Genomic DNA, 21,912 nt, shown 5'->3' on the forward strand with positions numbered 1-21,912 from the left:
CACTTTTTAGTACTTAAATCGTCACTTCTTTAATGAATTTAATAAATTCTAAATTGCCGCGTTCTTCAGCAATTTCAATCGGCGTTTTACCAGAATTGTTATGTGAAAGTTTAGCTCCGTTTTTTAACAAAAGCTCAGCAATAGCAGTATTCCCTTCAAATGCTGCAATATGTAATGGCGTATGTCCTTCACTATCACAAATATTAGGATCTGCTCCATTTATTAATAGAAAATCAATAACTTCTTTCGACTTGGCACCTGCAATTGCTGCATGAAGAGCAGTATTTTTCGGTATAAATGATAGCTTAGAGTTTGAAATTGCGTTAATTTCCGCACCATTTTTTACTAAAGTTTTCACGACTTCAAACTGGCCATAGTGTGCCGCAATTCCAAGAAGTGTTAATCCATGCTCATTTTCCATATGAATTAAATCTTGATGATGCCGTAATATTTCATAAACCTCTGATACTTCTCCTTTTTCTGCTGCATTAAATAATTTACTAAGTAAATCTTCCATTACTATACCTCCTTATTTCTACATTCACTTTGCAAACATTTTAAAAATAAATGATGCTTTTTATTTAAAATTCTCGCCTCATCTAGTTTAATCGGTACTAATTGAATTGTATTTCCTTTTTGCATTTGTACAAGTTTCCAAAGGTCTGAAACGATTACGGTACCTAATGTTGCATAGCCACCAGTAGTTTGTGAGTCTGCTAGAAGGATTATTGGTTGTCCAGTTGGCAATACTTGAATCGTTCCAAAAGTAGTTCCTTCCGATAGGATATTTGAATTAAAAGGTTCTAAATTAGTCTTATTCGTACTTAAATACATGCCCATTTTATTAAATGTGTCGATTGTAAGAGGTTTAGATAAAATTTCAAATTTTATATGATTTGGTATTTTGTCAAAATGACTACTTCTAATAAATTTAATCGAATTATGCTTAGGATATTTTAGAATAAACCTATGCTGAAGTCCACGTTTCATCAGCTTGTATGTAGTACTTGAGCCATAAATTAATGTACCTTTTTTTATTATTAATCCAAGGGAAGCAGGTGCATATGTTGACTGACTTTCAAAATGAAATTCACTTTTAATTCCCCCCGGTACTGATATGTATGAATAAACACCATGAACTGCACCGTTAAAAACTAGAATATCATCTTTTTCTAAGTCTATAACTTTATACATTTCAACCGCTTTACCGTTTAAACTGGGCTTTAAATTCCCACCAGTAATCACTATTGAAATTTGATTTAATGCTTTTAGAACAGTACCTCCAAATGCAATTTCAATACTCGCAGCATTAAACTTATTTCCTAATAATAGATTTCCAATTTGAAATGCTAACTGGTCCATAGCGCCAGATACGGGAATACCAAGATGTCTATATTTTTCCCTCCCCATATCTTGAATCGAAATCGACACACCTCTATTTAAAACTTCAAATAGCTCTTTCAAAGGACACTACGCTCCTATTGGTTTAACTATAATTTGATTGTCATTAAATACAGTTTGTAATTCCAATGCTAATTTAATCGAGATGTCAGAATCACTATGGATACAAATTGTATCTGCTTGAATTGGAATAACCTTTCCAGAAATTGTAGTGACAGTTTTGCTTGTTACAATTTGAAGAGCTTGATCAATCGCATCTCTAGTATTATGATGAACTGAGTTTGCTTGATTACGAGGTACTAATAAACCTTCATCAGTATAAGTTCGATCGGCAAATACTTCTGAGGCAAAAGGAATATTCATTTCAACTGCTGCTTCAATTAATTTACTATTTGCTAATCCGTATAAGACTAATGAAGGATCAAATTCCTTCATTGCTTTCGTAATTGCTAAAGCTAGATTTAAATTTGTAGCAGCCATATTATAAAGTGCCCCATGCGGTTTTAAATGACTGAGTTCAATTTGATTTACTTTGCAAACTGAATAAAGTGCTCCTATCTGATATAGTACTATTTTATATATTTCGTCTTCAGTAAACTTCATTTCTCGTCTACCAAATCCGAGTAAATCTGGAAAACCTGGATGCGCACCGATTGCTAAATTATATTGCTTGGCTATTTTTACTGTTTCATATATAACGAAAGGATCACCTGCATGAAGCCCACACGCAATATTAGCTGATGTAATATGCGGCATAATTTGCTCATCATTTATTTTGTAATTTCCAAAGCTTTCGCCCAAATCACAGTTTAAATCAATTTGAATCAAAATAATGCACTTCCTTTTTAATCGAATAGTTGTCCTTTTCTACCATTTGTTCAATTTGACTAAACTCTTCATCAGTAATCTCAAAAAATTTTATCATATCCCCAGCTTTAAAATTTTCTGAACCATTATTTTTCGTTGAAAACACTTCAATCGGAGTACGGCCAATAATATTCCAACCACCTGGAGATTCAAATGGATAAATTCCAGTTTGATTTCCAGCAATGCCAACTGAACCTTTCAATACGTTTTTTGGTTTGATCAATCTTGGAGTTGCTAGAGCAGGATTTAATCCACCTAAATATGGAAACCCCGGGATAAAACCAATCATATAGATTGGATATATTTCTTCTAAATAAAGACGAATTACGTGATCAGTTGTTAGATTATTTTGCTCTGCAACTTTTTGGAGTTCTGTGCCAAAAGCAGAATGAAAACATACAGGAACTTCATAGATTGTCCGTTCTTTATTTTGCGGAGAATCATTGAAGTTTTTAAAAAGGAACTCAATTTCATTTTTTATTTCTGAAAAAGAAAAATTAAGAGAATCATAGTAAATCGTAATTGAATGATAGGATGGTAATACACCTGATATTTTAGTTTTTATATGACTATTTAGATAACCTGAAAAAGTATGGACTAAATTATTTATTTCATTTGAAATCGAATCACCTAGATAACATACAATTCCAGAGCATCCTACTGGAAAAATAGTCAATTTTGGTTTAGTCATTATGACTTATTACTTCTATTGCAAGCTTAATTGCATCCGTCAAATCTCTCTGTGACCAACTTGGCAGCTTTTGGTCGATGACCGCAAGCTCATGTGAAGCAGGAATGTGAATAAATCCACTTGGAATTTGTTTTCTTAATTTCTGAAGTTCATTTAGCATTTGATACATAACGTTATTACACAAATAAGCCCCGGCAGAATTTGAAATTTCTGCAGGTAAATGGTGTTCATTTAATACATCAACAATTTTCTGAATTGGAAGTGTTGAAAATAATCCATCAGGACCTTCCAAATCAATTTTTGCGCCAACAAATTTATTCCCTTTATTATCTGCAGCACCATCATTGCAATTTATAGCAATTCGCTCAGGCGTTATTTTAGATCTTCCTCCGGCCAGTCCTAGTGAAACCACTGCGGATGGATTATAAGTATCGAATAAATTAAGTAACTCATTACCTGCATTTTTAAAATCAACAGGTAAAACTTTACCGATTATTTTAAATGATCCAATGACTTGACCATCTAATTCTTTCACTATTTCTTCTGTAGGATTAATTGAAAAGTTCAAAAAAGGTTCAAAACCTGTTAACAATAATGTATTCAAGTGCTCTCAGTCCTTTGGTAAGTTTTATATAATAGAATACTTCTACAAAATGAATTTGAATTCCTTTGAATATGTAAAAGTTTAGGTTTTACATATTCAATTGTTTGCTAATGTTCTTTTTCAAAAATTGATCAAAATCTTTATTTAATAAAGATTTTTGCTTTCTATAAAAAAGCTTTATCGTAGAATCTTGAGTATTAATTACTAAGTTTTTTAATTTTTTAAAAGTTAATTACGGTATGTGAAATTTCTCATGAATATTCATTTATCATTGGTTGATTTAATTGTTAATTTTTAAGCTAAAAAAATGCTGGCTTTTATTTTCTTATTGAACTAGCTCCATTGCACACATTGTTATATTTAATAGATGAAATGAACAGATTATTTCTATCTGAATTACTTACATAAGTAGCAGTACTTGATTTTATTAGTAAAGAAAATAGCCCACCTAGACACATTATGAAAATTGAATATAAAACATATTCATGGCTTAAAAATCATATTTAGTATTAATTGATACAATTGAATTTTGGAGGCCATTAATATGAATGAGAACGAATCAAAACAGCGGCGAGCTTTATCAAAAGAAGACTATTATGAAAGAAAAAAGTTAGACAGAGTCCACTCCGAATGGACTAATGATCAGTCAGCTAAACTTCATTCACAAACAGTTGGCTCTAGTGGTCCTGTTCTGGAGCAAGATAGTGTACTTCATGAATCCTTACAAGAGTTAATTCAAGAGAAAATATTAGAAAGACCGCTCCATGTGAAAGGATTTGGTGCATTTGGTTATTTTCAAACGATCCATTCAATGTCCGAATACACAAAACTAAACTTTTTACAAAATCCTGGTCACAAGGTACCAGTTATGGTTCGTTTTTCATTAGCTGTCGGTACGAAAGGAACACCTGATACTTCCAGGAATGTACGTGGTTTCGCTACAAAATTTTATACAGAAGAAGGTATTTTTGACCTTTTATGTAATCATATCCCTATCTTTTCTGTTCGTGATGCGATGCGTTTCCCAGAATTTATTAAATCACTCTCACCTTCACCCCAAAATAACTTAATTGACCCTAATCGATTTTGGAGCTTCGTTTCAAGAACACCCGAGTCAATTCATTTTGTTTTACGACTCTACTCTGACGCAGGTACAGTAAAAAGTCTTCGTCACATTCTAGGACATAGTGTTAGTACATATGTTTGGAGAAATGCTCAAGGTATTAGAAAGTATGTTAAATACCTTTGGTATCCATTGGAAGGTGTACAATACATTGATCGCGAGGAAGCAAATAGACTTGCTGTTGAAAACCCTGATTATGCTGGTAAAGATCTATATGATACTATTACAAGTGGTAAATCAGTAGAATATGGCTTATACGTTCAGCTCATGGATCCTGCAGATGGAGTGCATCTTTCTTATGATCCATTAGACGATACAAAATTATGGGATGAGAAAGAATATCCTTTTATACCAGTAGGGAAAATGGTATTAACTACTAATCCTGATAATTATATGGAACAAGTAGAAAAAGTCGCTTTCTCCCCTTCAAATTTACTTGACGGTGTAGAATTATCTTTTGATAAAATACTGCAAGGTCGAGCTAATATTTATACTGATTCTCATAGAAGAAGAATTGGTCCAGAATTTCGTAAAGTACCAATTAATCAACAGCAAGACTGGACTCCGGCTAATCAAATTACAAGTGGTGATGGAATATTTGTTCAAGGACAACTAGAAAGAGCTTCCATAACAAAGTATGATGATTTCGTGCAGGCTAGTGATTTCTATATGATGTTAACTCCTATCGAAAAAGAGCATCTTGTTGAAAATTTAGTTAGTGATTTAATTGTCGTATCCGATGATATTAGAAATAAAGTTCTGGAGTATATAAATAAGGTATCATCTGACTTGGCAAAAAGAATTGAGATACAACTAAAAAAACAATAAAGATTTAAAAATAAAAAATTAGAGAAAATTAGGTTTTGCCTTATTCTTTCTATTCTTCAATTACAATTTCAATTTTAAAAAACCTCATGTTATTAAAATGAGGTTTTTTAGAACATGTCACAATTAAGATTTTGAGAATTCGAGTGATTGAATTGTTGTGTCTAAACAATTAAATCACTCTATCTTTTAAACAAATTAATGTTGCGTTAACAAATATTGAGCGTCTCGTAGTAAATACTCTGCGGCCTCATTTGTAATGTGTTTACCCCTTTGTGCATTAACTTCGTTTATAAAACTTTTCAAATTGTTTTGTGCTATTTTTACTTGAAGGCTATTTGATATTCCAGCATTGTCAATCCATTTAGTATCAACAAACTGTCTAACTAATCCATTTAAAGATTCATTGCTTACGACCGTTTTAAACTGGATTGTTTTGGTCTCAAAATTACCAGCTTTATCAACTGAGTTTATGACTATGGAATGACTGCCAAGTGGTAACGTATATAATGGAATTGATGCACCAATTTTATATGGATTCATATCAAGTGTTACCATCGTTTTATTGTGATCAACACCTGAAAAGTTGTCTGCTAATGTAAACTCAGGTGTCATTTCGCTGTCATTTTCATAAACACTTCCATTCACTGGAACAACCCCTGAAATTGTTGGTCCAGTCTTATCGATTTTAATAGTAAGTTGTTTCGAAGATTCCACATTTCCTACATTATCAATAGCACGATAATCGATAGTGTGTACACCTTCAGATGTCAAAGTTAATTCGCTTTGTTTTACCCATTCCCCATCGTCTATTCTAGTCTCGATATGATCGACTCCAGTACCAGTTGAATTGTCCATTGCACTGAACTTTATATTCACATTCTGCTTATTCCATCCCTCATTACCGATAAAACCATCTGTTAGTGCAGTAGTGAAAGGTGGCTCAATATCGATGCTTCGCCCATATACTTCAAACTCATAAATATTTGCAGTCCCAGTCTCATTATAGTTTTGTGGTGTCGCAATATATAGTCTTACATACCTGACTTTTGTTTTATTAAAATACCTGTCCGTACTATTTGAAACGTTGCCTGAAACTAAGTCAAGATCCGACCAAATAGTCCCATCTAAACTACCCTGAAGCTTATAATTTTTTGTATTTAGTGATAGGCTCTCTCCACCTTCTCCAGAATGCTTCACAATCCATCTGCTAACTTCATAGTTTTGTCCAAGATCAACCATCAACCATTTGTCCCCAGCCGTATCTGAAGACCACTTTCTACCAATATCAGTGGAACCATCTACTGCTTTTGAAGGTTCATACCCTATTAAACTTCCATTTGCAGTAGCTGTTTTGTTCAAAGTCAAATTGATTGGAGCTGGATCAAATGCTAAAGTTGTAACCTTAAGAGCCCTACTTTCCTCTGAAATATTACCCGCTGCATCCTTTGCTTTAACTGAGAACTGGTAGGTAGTTTTAGGGTTCAATCCAGTTACTTTAAAGTTAGTTCTCCCTGTTGTAGAGCCAATCAAAGTATCACCGTTATATATTTCATAACCAGTAACCCCAACATTACCCTTGAAATTATCTGATGATGCATCCCACGATAGAATTCCCATCTTGTCTGTTACTAAATTTGTGGTAACATTTTCTGGTGCAGTAGGTGCTTGTTTGTCTGCAAGAAGTGCATCATGTGTATAATTATTTATAGTCCAAGTTGCGATCGTACTTTTTGTTGCAAAGTCTCTTCCATTAATTACTACCCGATCGGCATAAATATCAAAAATTAAACCTTGCGCACCAGGCTCTTTTGTATACGAAGGGTTATATTTTATTGCTCCATCTCTTATCATTGAAAAATACTGTTTATTATATAGAGTTCCAGGCAATCTTATATCATCATGCAGATGGCCTGTTACTAACACGGTTTGAGGAAATTCACCGACAATATCCTTAAACTTTTGATCCTGTACCTCATCACTTTGATAGCCGTCCTCCGACTTTGACATTGACACTGTATTCCCCAATGGCTGATGAATGAATAAAAAGATTGGTTTAGATTTATCTGCGCTCTCGGCCAATTTTAATTTTAACCAGTTAAGTTGTGTTTCCGAAAGATAGGCACTGTCCTTATCATCTGTCTCAGTTGCTAAATAGATAAAATGATATCCACTGATCCACTTATCAAAGTATACTGCTGGCATGCTAGTATGAGATAGAAATCGATTTTTTGCAGTTTCAAATCCAGTCATCCATCTTACATCATGGTTCCCAAATACATAGTTGCGGTCTAACTGGGGATATTTATTCATAGTTGTCATAAAAGTATCATATTGGGTATCCGTTCCACTATCAGTAAGATCTCCCACCACACTCACTGATTTCACATTATCATTTACCGCATCTTGCATTGCCTCATTTAAGATAATATCATTCGTATCACCTTTTGCATTAGAATGTGTATCAGATATTGCCATAAAACTGAATTTATAGCTAGTATCCTTCTCTGGTGTATTCGAAGCAAGTACTGTTACATTGATTTGTGTAGTTAAGGCTACATTATTTGGATTTGTAACTTCTACAGGAGGAATGGCTATTCCTGTTATCGTAACACTCTGCTCAGATTTTATGAATGGGTCATAACCTGAAGATTCAATATTCCATTTCACTGGTGCATTTACATTTCCGCCATCCGTTACTAGAACTATATTACTAGTCAAGCCTAAGGCAACCATATTTGGTGCTGTCCCGTTTCCCACACCTGTTATCGATTTAGGTGCAATAATATTTACTAGAATTTTGGGCTTAATTTCTACTACAAAAGTGGCTTTCTTACCACGTACTGTCACCGTTAAAGTTTGGTTTTGTGTTGGCGAAGAACTATTAAAGCCGCTCACATCAGATTCTCTAATTTCCTCTACACGGGTTGTACCGTCAATGTAATTTCCAGTGACTGCCATACCTGCGAGATCAAGACTTTCACCAATTCGGTAAGTAGTTTTCGTTGGTAGTTTAGTAAGAGTGATGCTGTTCAACGATTTCGAGAATTGAAACCAATTTATATTGGCTACATATGTTTTTCCAGGATTAACTTTTAATACAAGATATACTTTATGAACTCCAGTAACCTGAGTAATTTCGGTTGTCATTGTTTTATAAACATTCCAGTTATCTGGTGCAGTAGCAGTAGTTGAAAGTGTCCCTACTTTGTTTCCATTTGTACTATTAGGACCATCAATCCATATTTCAATATCCCCACCTGCATTCGATCCCTTTACTGCGATTCTTGCACTGAAATTTGTAGCGCCATTGTTACCGCTGCCAAAATCCATATTTGTGTATTCTAAATACTGGTTATCATTAGTTCCTCCAACGCTTTGTCCGCCATCTGGACATGATTCAACTTTAAGAAATGAACCTGACTTGGAACTAAAGTTCTCTGCTTCAATCTGACTATATCCATTAGTAGCTGCATTTACTGGTAGATAGCCAACAAAATTTCCGAGTATGTATGAAATGATTAAAATAAATGAAAGTAATAATTTATAAAACCTCGTTTTAGTAACCATAAAAAATCTCCCTCTCGCAATCCGAATGCTAAATAAATTCAATGAAAAAACAGATTACAACAATTAATAAACTATGAAATTATTTATATATCAATAAAATAATGTACCTCCTTTTTTTAAATGATCCTTACATTGCCTTACGACTACTTCTTCTAGTGAATTCAAATATTACTCTTTAGAATCTTGATTTCACTTTTTCAATTTGAAGATGCAAAGTATTACACGGACAATTATATTTTCACTATGTAAATTAAATATGAATTTTATATTAAACTAAAATTCTCGAAATCATTGTGTTAAGTAATCCGTAATGATAATCGGGACCATTCACTTAAATAACAATATTTTTCACTTTTACGTTTGAGTAATTTCATTCAAAAAGTAAAACAAATATGTAATACAAAAGTAAGATAAAACTATATTCATATCCTTAAGGTAGAATAGTTTTTGAATGTTTATGTAAACACAAAAAAAGTTCAAAAACATTTAAGTTCTTGAACTTTTTTGGATGAATTATGCAATTTTGTCTTACAAACTTAATTTATGGTTTATTATTAGCCCTGGATCTTTCTAGAATTATATAAATGTTAGTTAAATTACTTAAAATTAACCATTAATTATACAAGTTAATTATTAAACATATATAAAGAAAACTTACTTTTTATGTTAACCAATGAATGCTATTAAGATATTCTTAATGATGGTTTTATTAATTTTCGCTTTGCTCAATAATTAATTATCAAATATTTAGTTCCAAAAATAAATTAGAATTATGAGAAATGAAAGCTACTTACTTTGGCTCAAATTACAAATGGTAGATAAACTACATAAGGGTGAAAAAATTTTTGCTTGCTAGAGAACAAGCAGAAATTTTTTTCATCCATTATAATTTACCTACTTAATCACCGAGACACGAGGTTAAACGCTTTTATTAAAAAAAAGAGCCCTAATTGATTGAAAGTTCAATTGGGTTTAAATCTAAATTCAATTCGCTATCTTACCTCTAAAGCAATGGTATAATGGCAACTCTTTTTGAAGTATGTTCTTTCTCTCTATCCATCTACCATACTAAAAAAATATAAAAAAATAGCCCTTTATGAAGGTGTCAAAGATTATCATTAAAAGTGCCATTTATTAGTAAAACGATGTCACCTATTGCCCCAATGCAAAAAAATATAAAATAATAGCTTGCTTTTGTAATTTCTTTATTGAAAAGTTCTTTAATAGCTTGAACAAATATTTGTTCAAATTTAAACCAGCTTAAAATCCAAGCAATTATTAAAAAGCTTACGATTGTCATAATTATTTAGATCCTTCCTATTCCTCTTACTAAAAATCCCGCTGCCAACATTCAATATTTTTAATGAAAGTGAATCATTAAACTTGAATTAATTACGCAAGTTTTACCTATTCATTTACAACTAGTTCTCAATTATATCATATTTATTTTCTTCTTAGACAAACTCTAGAACCTGACAAATGCATCTTTTCTGTTAATTCAATAAGAAAACGGAAAAACTACTCGTAAGCTTGTTGAAAAAATATAGTTCAATCAATTTTATTCTTATTTTTTAAATTCTTCTAATCTCTGAAGCTGTACTCCCTTGTCATCAAAGTTTTCCTCTGCCAACCATTGAGTTAATGCCTCATTATGTTTTGGCCATTCTTCTATAAGCATTGAGAACCAGCTAGTGTTTCGTGAACGGTTTTTATAAATAATAGCATTTCTAAAAGTACCTTCATACGTAAAGCCTAAACGTTTTGCTGTTTGAATTGATGGAGCGTTAAGAGAATCACATTTCCATTCATAGCGTCGGTACTTTAATTCATCAAATACATACTTAGCTAATAATTGATGTGCTTCGGTAGACATTCTTGTTCTTTTTAGCGCATCGGAAAAATTAACATTTCCTACTTCGATTACCCCATTTTCCTGATCGATCCTCATTAAACTAAAGATTCCCAGTGGTTTGTTTGTCTCTTTATTTATTACGACATAAAAGATGTTTATGTTACTTTCTATTTTTTTTAGTAATGTTTGTTCAAAAGTCTCGTAATTTTGAGGTGATTCGTCGGATAAATATGTCCAATTACTTGGGCTGGAATTTTTATAAACGTTATAGAGCTCTTTCATGTGAGTAATCGATAATCTTTTGACAATCGTATACTTTCCGACATAACACATATCAGTTGGAAGTTTTCTTTTCTCCCAATTGGTTAACTCTTCACCAACAGGTTGATTGTATTCGTTTATTCTCTGATTCATTTAATGACCCCATTTCATTATAGAATTTTATTATAGTTTAACTTAGTAATAATAATTAATCTGCTCTTTAATAATTTATTCAGCGATATACTTGATTAATGAACTTACTAAACGACTTATACATTTCTAAAAAATATCGACCATATAGACGATCGAGTTGTTCATCAAATAGATGTGATAGTTGAACAAGAAAAACAAATATCCTTCTGTATAAAGAAGGATATTTGTTTAGTGCTGACGCCGGTTCTCCCTCAAATCTACTATTAAAAATATTTTACCACAAAATTCCAAATTCTTATGAAACTAACCTGCCCATTTTTTAAATAATAGATTTCCTTACTACCACCCAGTAAAAGAAAAAGAGAACTAGCAAATCATCAAAAAAGCACAAAAAAGAGAAGGAACAAATCAATTCCTTCTCTTTTCATAAAACATCAATTTTTCGTAATTGTTAATTGATACTGATCATAGTCAGAAATACCATTAGCTTCTTCTACGCGTATATAGTAGGTTCCTTTTTTCAGCCTAATTTGGCCGACTTCGGGATCGTCATATGTGTAGCGGTTGAATGTGCCTAAATTTTTACCTTTAGAGTCGTAGAAAGTTATCTTACCATTCATTCCAGACATAGGCATTTCAAGGTTGTATGAAACATATCGGTCTTTATCATTTACAAATTTAAAATAATCTTTATCACCATTTGCGACATTTGCGTTTAAATAGCCTAAACCGATATATGTGTTTTTACCAATATATCTTAATGGTAGTCTGATTGAAGGAATACCATTTGTATATTTCGCTTTAGCATCTTCGTCAGTACGGTTCAGTGAATAAAAACGGAATATATATTCATGAAGATTTGCAATATCTGGATAAGAATTAGCTATTTCAAAGAAATATCCATGATTCGGTTTAGCTTGGAATGAACTCTTTGTGATGTCGCCGTAATTTTGATAATAGCTTGCTTTCTCACGTTCTGTTCCATCTAATTTTTTATTTCCATTTGTATCTTCATAGACTGTAATGTTTACTGGTAGGTCATTAAATAGACTTGAGTACATCCCCCCTGATTGGGTTGGATCTACTGGTAAAGCCATAAATTCGAATCCTTTTAGAACTGTAGATTTACTAGTATTTTTAAAGTAGAAATAGTCTTCATCAGAAGAACTTGAGAAATTACCATATTGTATCTCATCATAACTTTTAAGTGTTTTAGCAGCAGTGAACGAATTATTCGGTTCATATTTGTCTTTTGCTATACCTTCTCCACCTTGAAATGTTAATTGATAAGGTTCATCTGATGCACCACCTACTGATGAAACACGGAAATAATACGTTTTGTTACTATCAAGTAAAGCAAACAGATCTTTATTTTTATCTGTATAATCACGATCTTGGAAGGTCGTGTAATAATTAAATGATTTTGTTACATATTCAAAAGCACCTGAGTTCGAATTGTAAACATACGCTTGAGCATCAAACTGTTGATTTTTATTACCATTAATATTTAAATGAATAAACTCATTTTTACTTGGAGTGTACTTATACCAATCTACATCATTGTTATCTTGCATATAAGCCAATGGCCTTTTTCCATATCCTGTGATTGGAATTGCGTTTTTTAGCACTTGTTGAACATCCTCTGGATCCATTCCAGTCGTCACATCATCAATTGGTGTTGAATCATCTAATTGATTTATTAAGCCGTTTGATAAATCAATCTGCTTAAATGTATTGACCAATCCGTCTTCATCAGCTGGTAAGTCTAGTTTTGACATCTTAAATGCTACTTTTTCAAATGAGCCTGGAATAATATATGGAGCATCCGGTTGTTCATCGTATAAAGGTAATGAAAAGACTGTAATTGGAGCACTTGATAGTTCGATAATATAATCTGTGTCCTTCTTTAGTGTAACCGCACCTTTTTCTCCTTCACTTTTCCCGTTATGATCGATTGAAACGAGTGGTAGTGGTTGTTTTGCATTAGATGTGTTTATATATTCATCCCATTTATCTTTTGTATATACAGTGATTGAAGTATTTAGTCCGGGAATTGAACCCATTGATAATAAGATTTTTTCATCCTCAGTTGGTCTGTATGAAATATATCTAGCTCCAGTTTTTCCCTTATTAAATAGAAGGAATGAATCATCATTTAGACTAGTTGCATCAAAAGGTAAGGACGTAACTTCAATTGAATTGCTTTTTGACCCTGTTTCTTCATTAATGTTTAGTTTCTTTTTAATTGATAAACTAAAAGTAGAGCTACCTTTTGAACTATATCTTGAGTTTTTATCCATAACTTCAATGACAAGTGTTCCATCCTTTGGAGCAGTGTAAATGGTCCCTTCAGCAATTCCAGCAAGTACATCATCAATAATTAGTGGCTTAGAAGATGCTTTACTAGTTCCTTCATAGAACCGAAGTGAAAGCTTATCATCATAATTTTTAGCCATTTTTAACGTAAGACCTACATCTTCTCCAGCCTTTAATTTTAATTTATATCGATTAATTTGATGTGGTTTTGTAATTGTTCCTTTATATGAAGCCTCTCCATTTTCAGAAAGTTGAACAGCAGCTGCACCATCTATAATCGCTGAAGCAGATGGCTTTTTATATGAAACTAGTTTTTTCATATCATATTTTAAAGCTTTTACTGGATCGACAAGACCATAACCATAATATATATCATATCCAGATGATCCTTTATCAGTGGCAGTTTCTTCAAGAATTTGTTCTATATCATAAGATGAAAGATTCGGATACTTAGTTTTTAATAGTGATGCGATTCCCGATACAATCGGTGTTGCCATTGATGTACCACTTAAATAATAGTATGTACTACCAATCGCTGGAGCATAAATCGTACTATAAATGAACTCTCCAGGTGCAACTACATCCACACCAGGACCGTATGTTGAAAATGAAGCAAGATGTTTTTCACTATCTGTTGCACCAACGGAAATAACTCCATCGTAAGATGCTGGGTAGCTATATTCATTTGTGCCACTATTTCCTGCAGCTGCAACAACAACAACGCCTTTGCTGATTGCATATTGAATTGTATCATCAAGTAACTGACTATACATTGTGCCACCAAGGCTCATATTTATTACTTTCGCACCTTTAGAAACAGCATAAAGAATCCCTTCTGAAATCGAATAGTCTGAAGTGTATTCATTCCCATTAAAAACATCTACAGAAAGAATTTTAGCATTAGGATTAATACCATATGCGCCTATTTTATTATCCTTTTTTGCAGCAATAATACCCGCAACATGGGTTCCGTGGAAGTCTCTTACAGCTTGTGTTGCTGGATCAACTACATTATATGAACTAAGCAGTTGACCTGACAAATCAGGATGACTTCTATCTACGCCTTGATCAATTACAGCAACAGTAATTGCTTTTTTAGCAACAAGTTTTTGTGCAGCTGAAATGTTTAGCTGACTTAAATGATACGCCTCATCTTCTTTAGGATTTGCTACACTTGACATTAATTTATATTGAACACTTGGAGAAACTGATTTAATCGTTCCGTATTGATTATAAACACTAAGAGCAGTTGATAATTTTTTACCATTTTTTAATTTAACGATATCATACCCTAGAGACGGAAAAGACTTTACAACACTCATTCCAGCACGATCATGTATCGAATTAGAAACAAAGCTATTATATTTTACAACATATGTAGAATCGCTAATTTGCTCTTTATTTGTAAGGAAAGGCAGTGGAGCATGTTGATTCAAAAATTTTGGTTTACTAGTATTCTTTACTGCAGCGTCAGTTGGGGTATGTGTTAGCATACTTGCTGCTAAAGAAAAAACTGCGCTAAATTTCATTATTTTTTTCAAGAAGAATCCTCATTTCTGTTTTTTTAATAGATTGGTAGAATAATCATTCTAAAAAAGGTAAAAAGATGAAATAGTATTTTATAGAAAAGAAGCTAAAATCTATGTTTAATTTCATTATACCGTTATGTAATTATAGAAATTTGTCATACTATGAAAAAAAGAGAAAAAGAAGAGAAAATTTAAAATATAATGACAAAAGATAACTCTGAATTACATATTGAAACAAACCACTTTCCCTTAGTTAAGTGATCATTTTTAATGTAAACGAAGGATGAAAAGCATCTTTAAATGTAAAATACAATTCTATCATTCTCTTTTTTCCATTTAATACGCATTTATATAATTTATTCACTAAAATAATAATACTATTAATTTGTAACATTAGGGCATTAGTTGCTAACATTAAATAATTTAAATTTAATCTAATTGACTATCTTAAGCTTTTAAGCCAGTTCTTATAGTAATTTCGTTGTTCAAGAATGGTAACAAACTTTAAAGTATCATCACAATCAAAAATATCAACTAAATCCCAAGATAAGGCTTGTTTTCCAAAACTTAATTTATATGCTAAACGTCCACTCCCCATTGATCGTGTCATTGGAGATGGGTATACATTTAAAGCGGATCCATTGCAAAGAATTTGGATGCTCTTTTCTTCCAAATACAGTCTGAGATTTTCTAATGCCTCAAAAAAGCTATCGCCAATATAACTTCTTTCCTGTTGTTCAAAATTAATTTTCAGCATAACCATCTCTTCATCATTTGGTGCTTCTTCAAATAATTCAATTAGAACATCTTCTATTTTGTTTTCTTTCCAAACTAACTTAACAAATTTCTCCTCTTTTAGCGTTGAGAACACCTCATTTATAACTAACTCCAGAATATCTATTAGACTAATTATATCATTCGTTGTACTACTAATCTCTCATTCTTTTTTGTTAATTACTTCATAAATTTTTTTCTATAAACGCTATTTGGTAGGAGAAGGTTGCGAAATATAAACAATCTCGTTTTTATCTAAACGATCTTTATAGTATTTAATCTTTAAATATTGTCCATTATGTCTAATCACCCCACCGTGTGAAGCAGCATTATTATATCCACCAACTGATATCACACCTTCTGAATATTCAAAATAAACACCATTTATAGTAAAATTCTCCATATTCCCACCCTTATATTCGGAATCTGGATGATATTTTTCAACATACCCCTCTACAACTTTAACATTGTTAGTATCAATCAAATGTTTCACATGATAAAAAATATATACTTGATTGATCGTTAGAAAAATGAACATTAATAGGCAGAAAGTACCACCAATCCGACCGAATAACCTTGCAAAATTATAACTCCTAAATCCTGGATTTCCTTTGAACTCACAGCCTGGATGCATTTTCAGATTAATTTTCCAGAAAAAGAAAGAACACAAACCAAATATTAACGTTACGAAACAAGGTAACAACCATAAAAATTCATAATGGTATTGATATAGAATTTTCTCCAAGAACACTCCCCCCAATATCATGAAATATAAATTAGAACCAAAAATATGAAAGTTATATAAATGACAAATTAGATGATGACATTTCATTGGTGCAGTTAATTTTAGCAAAAATTTTATTTTCTGTAATTTGGGGTAATTTTACCTTTTAATCTAGAATTTTATTATATTTTTATTTAACTAATGTTTTGCTCCATAAAAAAAATCGACTATTTAGCCGATTTTTTTGTTCATTGTCATCCTAACTAACAGTTTTTATTTCTTTTTTATTTAATAAATATAAGACGATCGAAATCACTAGTAAGAGCAACGGAATTCCCTGTACAACTAAAAAACCTTTGCAAAAGTCTAAAATAGTACTATCAGGTGCATCTGTTGCCATCCCACCAATAAATAGGGACAAAGGAATGGCGAATACATTTATCGCTAAACTAATGAAAAAAAAGTATAATTTTTTATTTTTCTTTTCTATTTTTTCTGCTTTTCTAAAAAGATTAACCCCACTTAAAATGAAAATTGCAGGAATACCGTAAAATATTATATATCCAAACATGAAAATACCCACCTTTAAAATATCCTATCGACATAATTTTGCCATGCTTTTGTTAGCTACCGATCGCAATTGATGAGATGCCCAAATGAAATTCATTTGTTGAAATACTCCCGCAATGGAACGAACCTTATGATTTCATAGTTCTTATGTAATACTGGTCTCCTCTCCTTTTACATTCCTTCTAAAAAAGATAATGACTAGTGCAATCGTGGAGACTAAAAGTGATCCAAACGGAAAAACTATTGGAAAAAATATCGACGGCCAACCTTCTAAAATATCCGAATGATACCCCATGCCCATCAAACTCGTACCTGAATTATTGATCATTTCTACATTATAAGAGGATTCCCCGCGATCATTCGCTTCAAATGTTTCTTCTTTAATCTGCTGATGCTGATCAATCGTGATAATTTTCCATTTTCGGTCACCATCTAGTACCTCATCTTTTGACAAGCGTTGGACGATTTTGATGCTATTCGTTTTCGTCTCTCGATCTTTGACCGTCATAATGCCAATCCAGGAATTGTATCGCACCTCTTCTGATTCTTTATTTCGGTATGTATCAACATTGATTGCATCTGGTTTCGTGATTTCATGCCCATTTACAAAAAGATGCAATTTTACCACTTCTTTTCGTTTGATGTCACTAATAATATCCGAATCGCTTAATGGTTCGGTTTTCCCAGTATTATCTTCCTTAAATGATATTTTGTTTCCTTGGACAGTAATTGTGGGATTTATTGCTTTCCCATTTTCTTCAAGCGGATAAACATCATTTATTTGATATCGTTTTTCCATCTGATTCCCAATGACTGTTTCACGCACAATGTTAAAGGTTGGAATCGCAGATAGAATAAAGATCATGCTCATGAATATTGTAATCGGTTTCATTTTTTTCATAATGCTCTCCTTTTACCAAACAAATCTTATTTTAATAACAATTACAGTCCAAGCTTAAAATAATTGAGTAAACAATCTAATGTATGTCCCTCACACATAGAATAAGGAGAACTAAAAATGATAATCAATTGATTAATATTTTATACTTTCTTTTTAAACTAAAATGACATATTGCTGCTACTTTAATGGAATATCAAAATTAATTTTCTATTAAAAAGAAAAATAAAAAAAGAGCTTAAATACCTCTTTTATTAAAAAGATACTTAAAACTCTAATTTTAATATTTACGAAGATCCACCAACAGTCAATGAAACCTCAATTATCTCATTCTCAACTACTTCATTAGAAATTAACTTCAATAAATTTGTAGCGGCTAATGAACCCCAGTCAAAAGTTGAATATGATATGGTACTTAATCTTGGTGATACATATTGCGCTAATTCAATATTATCAAATCCTACGATAAATACATCTTTGCCTACTTGGTAATCTGTATCTTGAAGATAGTTATAGATTCCTACTGCCATCTCATCATTTAAACAAAAGATTGCACTTGGCTCGTTATAATTTGTAAAAATTTGTTTCGCTGCTTGTTCACCAGAATCCTTCATGAAATTTCCAGCGATTTCAATAAACTCAATATCTTGATAGTTAGATAATTCTTCTCTTACACCTTCCATACGTTTTGTTGAATCGTATGAACCTTCTGGACCTGTTAATGCATATACTTTTTTTACATCGTTTTTAAGAAGTTCTTTTATAGCTAATTGTGCACCACTTTTATTATTTATTAAGACACCTTTAATATTTTTGTGTTGTAATTCTCGATCCATCACGACCATTTTATAATTTTTTTCTGCATAATCTAAAAGCTCTTTATCTGAAAACGCCTGATCTAATATAATTCCACCATCTATTACTTTTTCAAGTAATAATCGATGTGATTGTACGCCAGAACATGCTATTAATTCATAGCCTTTATCGTTTAATGCTTGTCTCATTCCTCTTAATAATGGCCCGTAAAAATATCCACCATAATCAGCTAAAAATACCCCAATAATTTTTGTTTCTTTAACCTTTAACATTCTTGCAGCTGCATTTGGAACATATCCTAATCTATTTGCAATCTTTAAAATTCTGCTTCGTGTTTCTTCAGTTACCTTTGGGCTACCATTTAACGCATATGATACTGTTGAAATGGAAACTCCAGCTTCTTTGGCAATATCTTTTATTCCTGCCATCCCATATCCTCCATTCTATTGATACCAAAAAGCAAATTTCGTCTTTATTGTTTCGTTTATTACGATTCATTTAAATATTGTTTAAATTATAATGCTTAAATTAATATTATCAAAATTAAGTAAACTTTTCCTACTTTTTTTTCATTCTTTTTACCTATCCTTTGAATGGGTTATTTTTACTCACAAAAGGTGAGCACAGAAGTATTTTTGACTTCTTTTGCCCACCTTTTAATTCACTTTAGCTTGTCTATTTAGTTATTATGAAGTAACTAATTTGCTATTTTTCCAGCCCAACATTTTTGATCCTTTTTTTATGTATTCGTTTTTTAAGTATAAATCCCAAATTAATCCGGTTTCATAGTTTTCAATCATTAGTAATGTTGCACCTTTATCAATACCAATTACTCTGTCCGACACCCAATTTGAAGCGACATCGCGATTATATGAATCTAGAAAACCATATTTACTCCATAATTCAGGTACATTTTCATAGAAATAATTTAAAGCATTAATTGATTCTTTAGGTGTAAAGACAATAGATCCAGCAGCGGCTGCAGGTGCAATCGTACCATCATTCATAAATTCGTCACAGTTTGGATGAAATGGTCCAGCTCCATATGCTTTATATCCGTGTGGACCATCACATGCCGTTAATCCCCATGCATGTTCACTGTCTGCAAAGGTTTTAAAACCTTGGGCATTATCATTACAATATTGTTTTGCCGCTAAAGATGCTTTTACAGAGTTATCAAACCAATTGATCCCATCTTCATCAACAATATTTTCAAAATTAAACCAAGCATGTGAATATTGATGTGTAAATAACGCTCCTCCAGGTGAATGATAAAATTCATTCTCACCATATTTTACTAAATCTCTTCTAAATCCTTTGTAGATTTCCTTTGGAACTGGGTGAGTCGGAGAAGCAACTCCAAATATGTATTGCATTAACTGCTCCGCATACATATCCCAGTGACCAAATCCACCTGTTTCAGGATGATACCCCATAAAATACATATTATGTTCTTGATCGTAATACTTTTGCCAATTGACACGTTTAAAGATTAATTCAAAAACAATTTTAATTTCTCCACCAAAGTATTCTGCAGATGTTACTGCACCATTCAGAAAAAGAGATGTATCAATAATTGATGCACAATCATAAAATGCTTCAAACTTTTTTGCCGTTTCCATATGAAGGAAGTGAAAGAAAAATCCTTCAGATTCCTCTACGTTATTTAAAAATGTATTTAATGTACCTAACGTTCTTTCATACCCTTCTTCGTATGAAATCCACTTCTTTTCAATCCCGATAATGATGGCACTTAGCCCAAAACCAACGGAGGCGATGCTAGCCATATCTCTATTTGATTCAGCTGTGTTATCACGAACTAAACCATATCCTGGACTGTTTTTATCAGTATTAGCTTCGTTCCAGAAAAAATCAAAACATCCTTTAGCTTCCAAGTCTAAAATTCTTTTATCCATTTTCTACACCTCTAAATCTGATTTTTTATTAAAACACTAAAATAGTGTTAAATCCAATTAAGCTGTTTAAATTCTTATTCACCTGTTATACCTGAGCGATCAACACTTTCAACAAACCATCTTTGTGTAATAAAGTAGATAACTAGTAAAGGAATTATAGTAAGCAATGTACCTGCTAATTCAATTCCTTCATTAATACTTGTGCCACTTGCTCCACCTTGAGCAGGGAATAATTTGCTGTAAGTCGCTACGAACTTTTGTAGCTGAAGTGGTAAAGTTGATAAATTTTCACCGAAATAGATTGATGCTAAGTAAGTTTCGTTCCAATACCATACAAGTGAAAATAAAAACGAAATAATATAGCCAGCGGATGCCATTGGTACAGCAATCTTAAAGAAAATCTTGAAATGTCCCGCTCCATCAAGTTGAGCAGCTTCTTCTAATGATGTAGGAATCGATCTAAATATTTGATAAAAAATCAAAATAAAAATCGCGCTATTTAAACCTTGACCAAATATTGCTGGTAATACATAGGCAGAAATACTATCTAAAATATGAATTTTATTAAACAAAATATATCTTGGTATGACGGTAACCTGTGGCGGAATTACAAAAGTTGCAAGAACTAAAATAAATAAAATATTTTTACCTTTAAATTGAAATCTAGCAAATCCATAACCGATTATTGAAGCAACAAATGCTTGTAAAATTGACGGCAATACAGTTACATAGATAGTTTGTAGTAATATTGGCCAATAATCTAATACATCTAATGCTCGCTTATAGTTATCTGTATACAACTTTGTTGGGATCCAGTTCACTAGCGAATTTAGTAGATCATTAATATCCTTAAAGCTATACGAAAGCATATATAATATAGGGTATAAGAATACAAAACCTATTCCGATCAACAAAGCATACATTAGAATTTTTACAAGTAATCCATCATTCCCCTGCATGCCTAGTAAGATTCTTCTTACTTTCGGTGCAATGTCCTTTTTAAGTCGTTGACTCACTTTACT

The 21,912-nt window shown here is 32.1% G+C and carries 17 protein-coding genes; 1 reads left to right on the forward strand and 16 read right to left on the reverse strand.

The features are described 5' to 3' along the window. Positions 1–13: 13 nt before the first annotated feature. From CN692_RS07000 to CN692_RS07020, 5 genes are read right to left on the reverse strand one after another with little or no spacing between them, the layout of a single operon-like run. Positions 14–517 (reverse strand): ankyrin repeat domain-containing protein, encoded by a 504-nt coding sequence (locus CN692_RS07000; RefSeq protein WP_098118436.1) that lies wholly within the window; start codon positions 515–517, stop codon positions 14–16. Positions 518–519: 2 nt separating this feature from the next. Next, positions 520–1,464 (reverse strand): biotin-dependent carboxyltransferase family protein, encoded by a 945-nt coding sequence (locus CN692_RS07005; protein WP_098118437.1) that lies wholly within the window; start codon positions 1,462–1,464, stop codon positions 520–522. 6 nt (positions 1,465–1,470) lie between these two features. Further along, a complete protein-coding gene (locus CN692_RS07010) occupies positions 1,471–2,229 on the reverse strand; it encodes a 5-oxoprolinase subunit PxpA (RefSeq protein ID WP_098118438.1) in 759 nt (252 codons plus the stop codon). Continuing rightward, positions 2,216–2,959 carry a 5-oxoprolinase subunit PxpB gene (gene pxpB, locus CN692_RS07015; protein ID WP_098118439.1) on the reverse strand — a complete coding sequence of 248 codons (744 nt, stop codon included), beginning with the start codon at positions 2,957–2,959 and terminating at the stop codon, positions 2,216–2,218. Before pxpB ends, CN692_RS07010 begins: the two co-directional genes overlap by 14 nt. Next, entirely contained in the window at positions 2,952–3,563 is a 612-nt protein-coding gene (locus tag CN692_RS07020; RefSeq protein WP_098118440.1) for a pyroglutamyl-peptidase I, read from the reverse strand. Before CN692_RS07020 ends, pxpB begins: the two co-directional genes overlap by 8 nt. Before the next feature lie 544 nt (positions 3,564–4,107). Here CN692_RS07020 and CN692_RS07025 point away from each other — a divergent pair. Beyond that, complete coding sequence (locus tag CN692_RS07025) at positions 4,108–5,514, forward strand: catalase (protein ID WP_098118441.1); 1,407 nt, start codon at positions 4,108–4,110, stop codon at positions 5,512–5,514. Positions 5,515–5,709: 195 nt separating this feature from the next. Here CN692_RS07025 and CN692_RS07030 read toward each other — a convergent pair whose 3' ends face one another. The 11 genes from CN692_RS07030 to CN692_RS07080 form a co-directional block, all read right to left on the reverse strand. Continuing rightward, positions 5,710–9,081 carry a carbohydrate-binding protein gene (locus CN692_RS07030; protein WP_098118442.1) on the reverse strand — a complete coding sequence of 1,124 codons (3,372 nt, stop codon included), beginning with the start codon at positions 9,079–9,081 and terminating at the stop codon, positions 5,710–5,712. A 1,105-nt stretch (positions 9,082–10,186) separates the two neighbouring features. Continuing rightward, complete coding sequence (locus CN692_RS07035) at positions 10,187–10,381, reverse strand: hypothetical protein (protein ID WP_098118443.1); 195 nt, start codon at positions 10,379–10,381, stop codon at positions 10,187–10,189. 264 nt (positions 10,382–10,645) lie between these two features. Continuing rightward, complete coding sequence (locus CN692_RS07040; RefSeq protein ID WP_098118444.1) at positions 10,646–11,347, reverse strand: GNAT family N-acetyltransferase; 702 nt, start codon at positions 11,345–11,347, stop codon at positions 10,646–10,648. 434 nt (positions 11,348–11,781) lie between these two features. Then, the gene (locus CN692_RS07045; RefSeq protein ID WP_098118445.1) at positions 11,782–15,204 is read right to left on the reverse strand and encodes a S8 family peptidase; all 3,423 of its coding nucleotides are present in this window, start codon (positions 15,202–15,204) and stop codon (positions 11,782–11,784) included. Positions 15,205–15,634: 430 nt separating this feature from the next. Continuing rightward, positions 15,635–16,063, reverse strand: a complete 429-nt coding sequence (locus tag CN692_RS25820) for a hypothetical protein (protein WP_142317370.1) — start codon at positions 16,061–16,063, stop codon at positions 15,635–15,637. A gap of 111 nt (positions 16,064–16,174) precedes the next feature. Beyond that, on the reverse strand, positions 16,175–16,711 hold the full coding sequence (locus CN692_RS07055; RefSeq protein WP_098118446.1) for a hypothetical protein: 537 nt from the start codon (positions 16,709–16,711) through the stop codon (positions 16,175–16,177). Between the two features lie 238 nt (positions 16,712–16,949). Then, positions 16,950–17,261 (reverse strand): hypothetical protein, encoded by a 312-nt coding sequence (locus CN692_RS07060; RefSeq protein ID WP_098118447.1) that lies wholly within the window; start codon positions 17,259–17,261, stop codon positions 16,950–16,952. A gap of 144 nt (positions 17,262–17,405) precedes the next feature. After that, a complete protein-coding gene (locus CN692_RS07065; protein WP_098118448.1) occupies positions 17,406–18,161 on the reverse strand; it encodes a hypothetical protein in 756 nt (251 codons plus the stop codon). Between the two features lie 284 nt (positions 18,162–18,445). Continuing rightward, positions 18,446–19,402: a LacI family DNA-binding transcriptional regulator gene (locus CN692_RS07070; protein ID WP_098118449.1), complete on the reverse strand. Its 957-nt coding sequence runs from the start codon at positions 19,400–19,402 to the stop codon at positions 18,446–18,448. Between the two features lie 258 nt (positions 19,403–19,660). Then, positions 19,661–20,890 (reverse strand): glucoamylase family protein, encoded by a 1,230-nt coding sequence (locus tag CN692_RS07075; protein WP_098118450.1) that lies wholly within the window; start codon positions 20,888–20,890, stop codon positions 19,661–19,663. 74 nt (positions 20,891–20,964) lie between these two features. Then, a complete protein-coding gene (locus CN692_RS07080; RefSeq protein ID WP_257143980.1) occupies positions 20,965–21,906 on the reverse strand; it encodes a carbohydrate ABC transporter permease in 942 nt (313 codons plus the stop codon). Positions 21,907–21,912 lie beyond the last annotated feature (6 nt).

The sequence above is a fragment of the Bacillus sp. AFS002410 genome, assembly GCF_002556365.1.
GTDB lineage: Bacteria > Bacillota > Bacilli > Bacillales > Bacillaceae_G > Gottfriedia.

Excerpts from the sequence above, each read along its gene's own strand:
- CN692_RS07075 (WP_098118450.1), bottom strand. The coding sequence starts at position 20,890 with ATGGATAAAAGAATTTTAGACTTGGAAGCTAAAGGATGTTTTGATTTT.
- pxpB (WP_098118439.1), bottom strand. The coding sequence starts at position 2,959 with ATGACTAAACCAAAATTGACTATTTTTCCAGTAGGATGCTCTGGAATT.
- CN692_RS07070 (WP_098118449.1), bottom strand. The coding sequence starts at position 19,402 with ATGGCAGGAATAAAAGATATTGCCAAAGAAGCTGGAGTTTCCATTTCA.
- CN692_RS07025 (WP_098118441.1), top strand. The coding sequence starts at position 4,108 with ATGAATGAGAACGAATCAAAACAGCGGCGAGCTTTATCAAAAGAAGAC.
- CN692_RS07030 (WP_098118442.1), bottom strand. The coding sequence starts at position 9,081 with ATGGTTACTAAAACGAGGTTTTATAAATTATTACTTTCATTTATTTTA.
- CN692_RS07040 (WP_098118444.1), bottom strand. The coding sequence starts at position 11,347 with ATGAATCAGAGAATAAACGAATACAATCAACCTGTTGGTGAAGAGTTA.
- CN692_RS07060 (WP_098118447.1), bottom strand. The coding sequence starts at position 17,261 with ATGTTTGGATATATAATATTTTACGGTATTCCTGCAATTTTCATTTTA.
- CN692_RS07035 (WP_098118443.1), bottom strand. The coding sequence starts at position 10,381 with ATGACAATCGTAAGCTTTTTAATAATTGCTTGGATTTTAAGCTGGTTT.
- CN692_RS07065 (WP_098118448.1), bottom strand. The coding sequence starts at position 18,161 with ATGAAAAAAATGAAACCGATTACAATATTCATGAGCATGATCTTTATT.
- CN692_RS07000 (WP_098118436.1), bottom strand. The coding sequence starts at position 517 with ATGGAAGATTTACTTAGTAAATTATTTAATGCAGCAGAAAAAGGAGAA.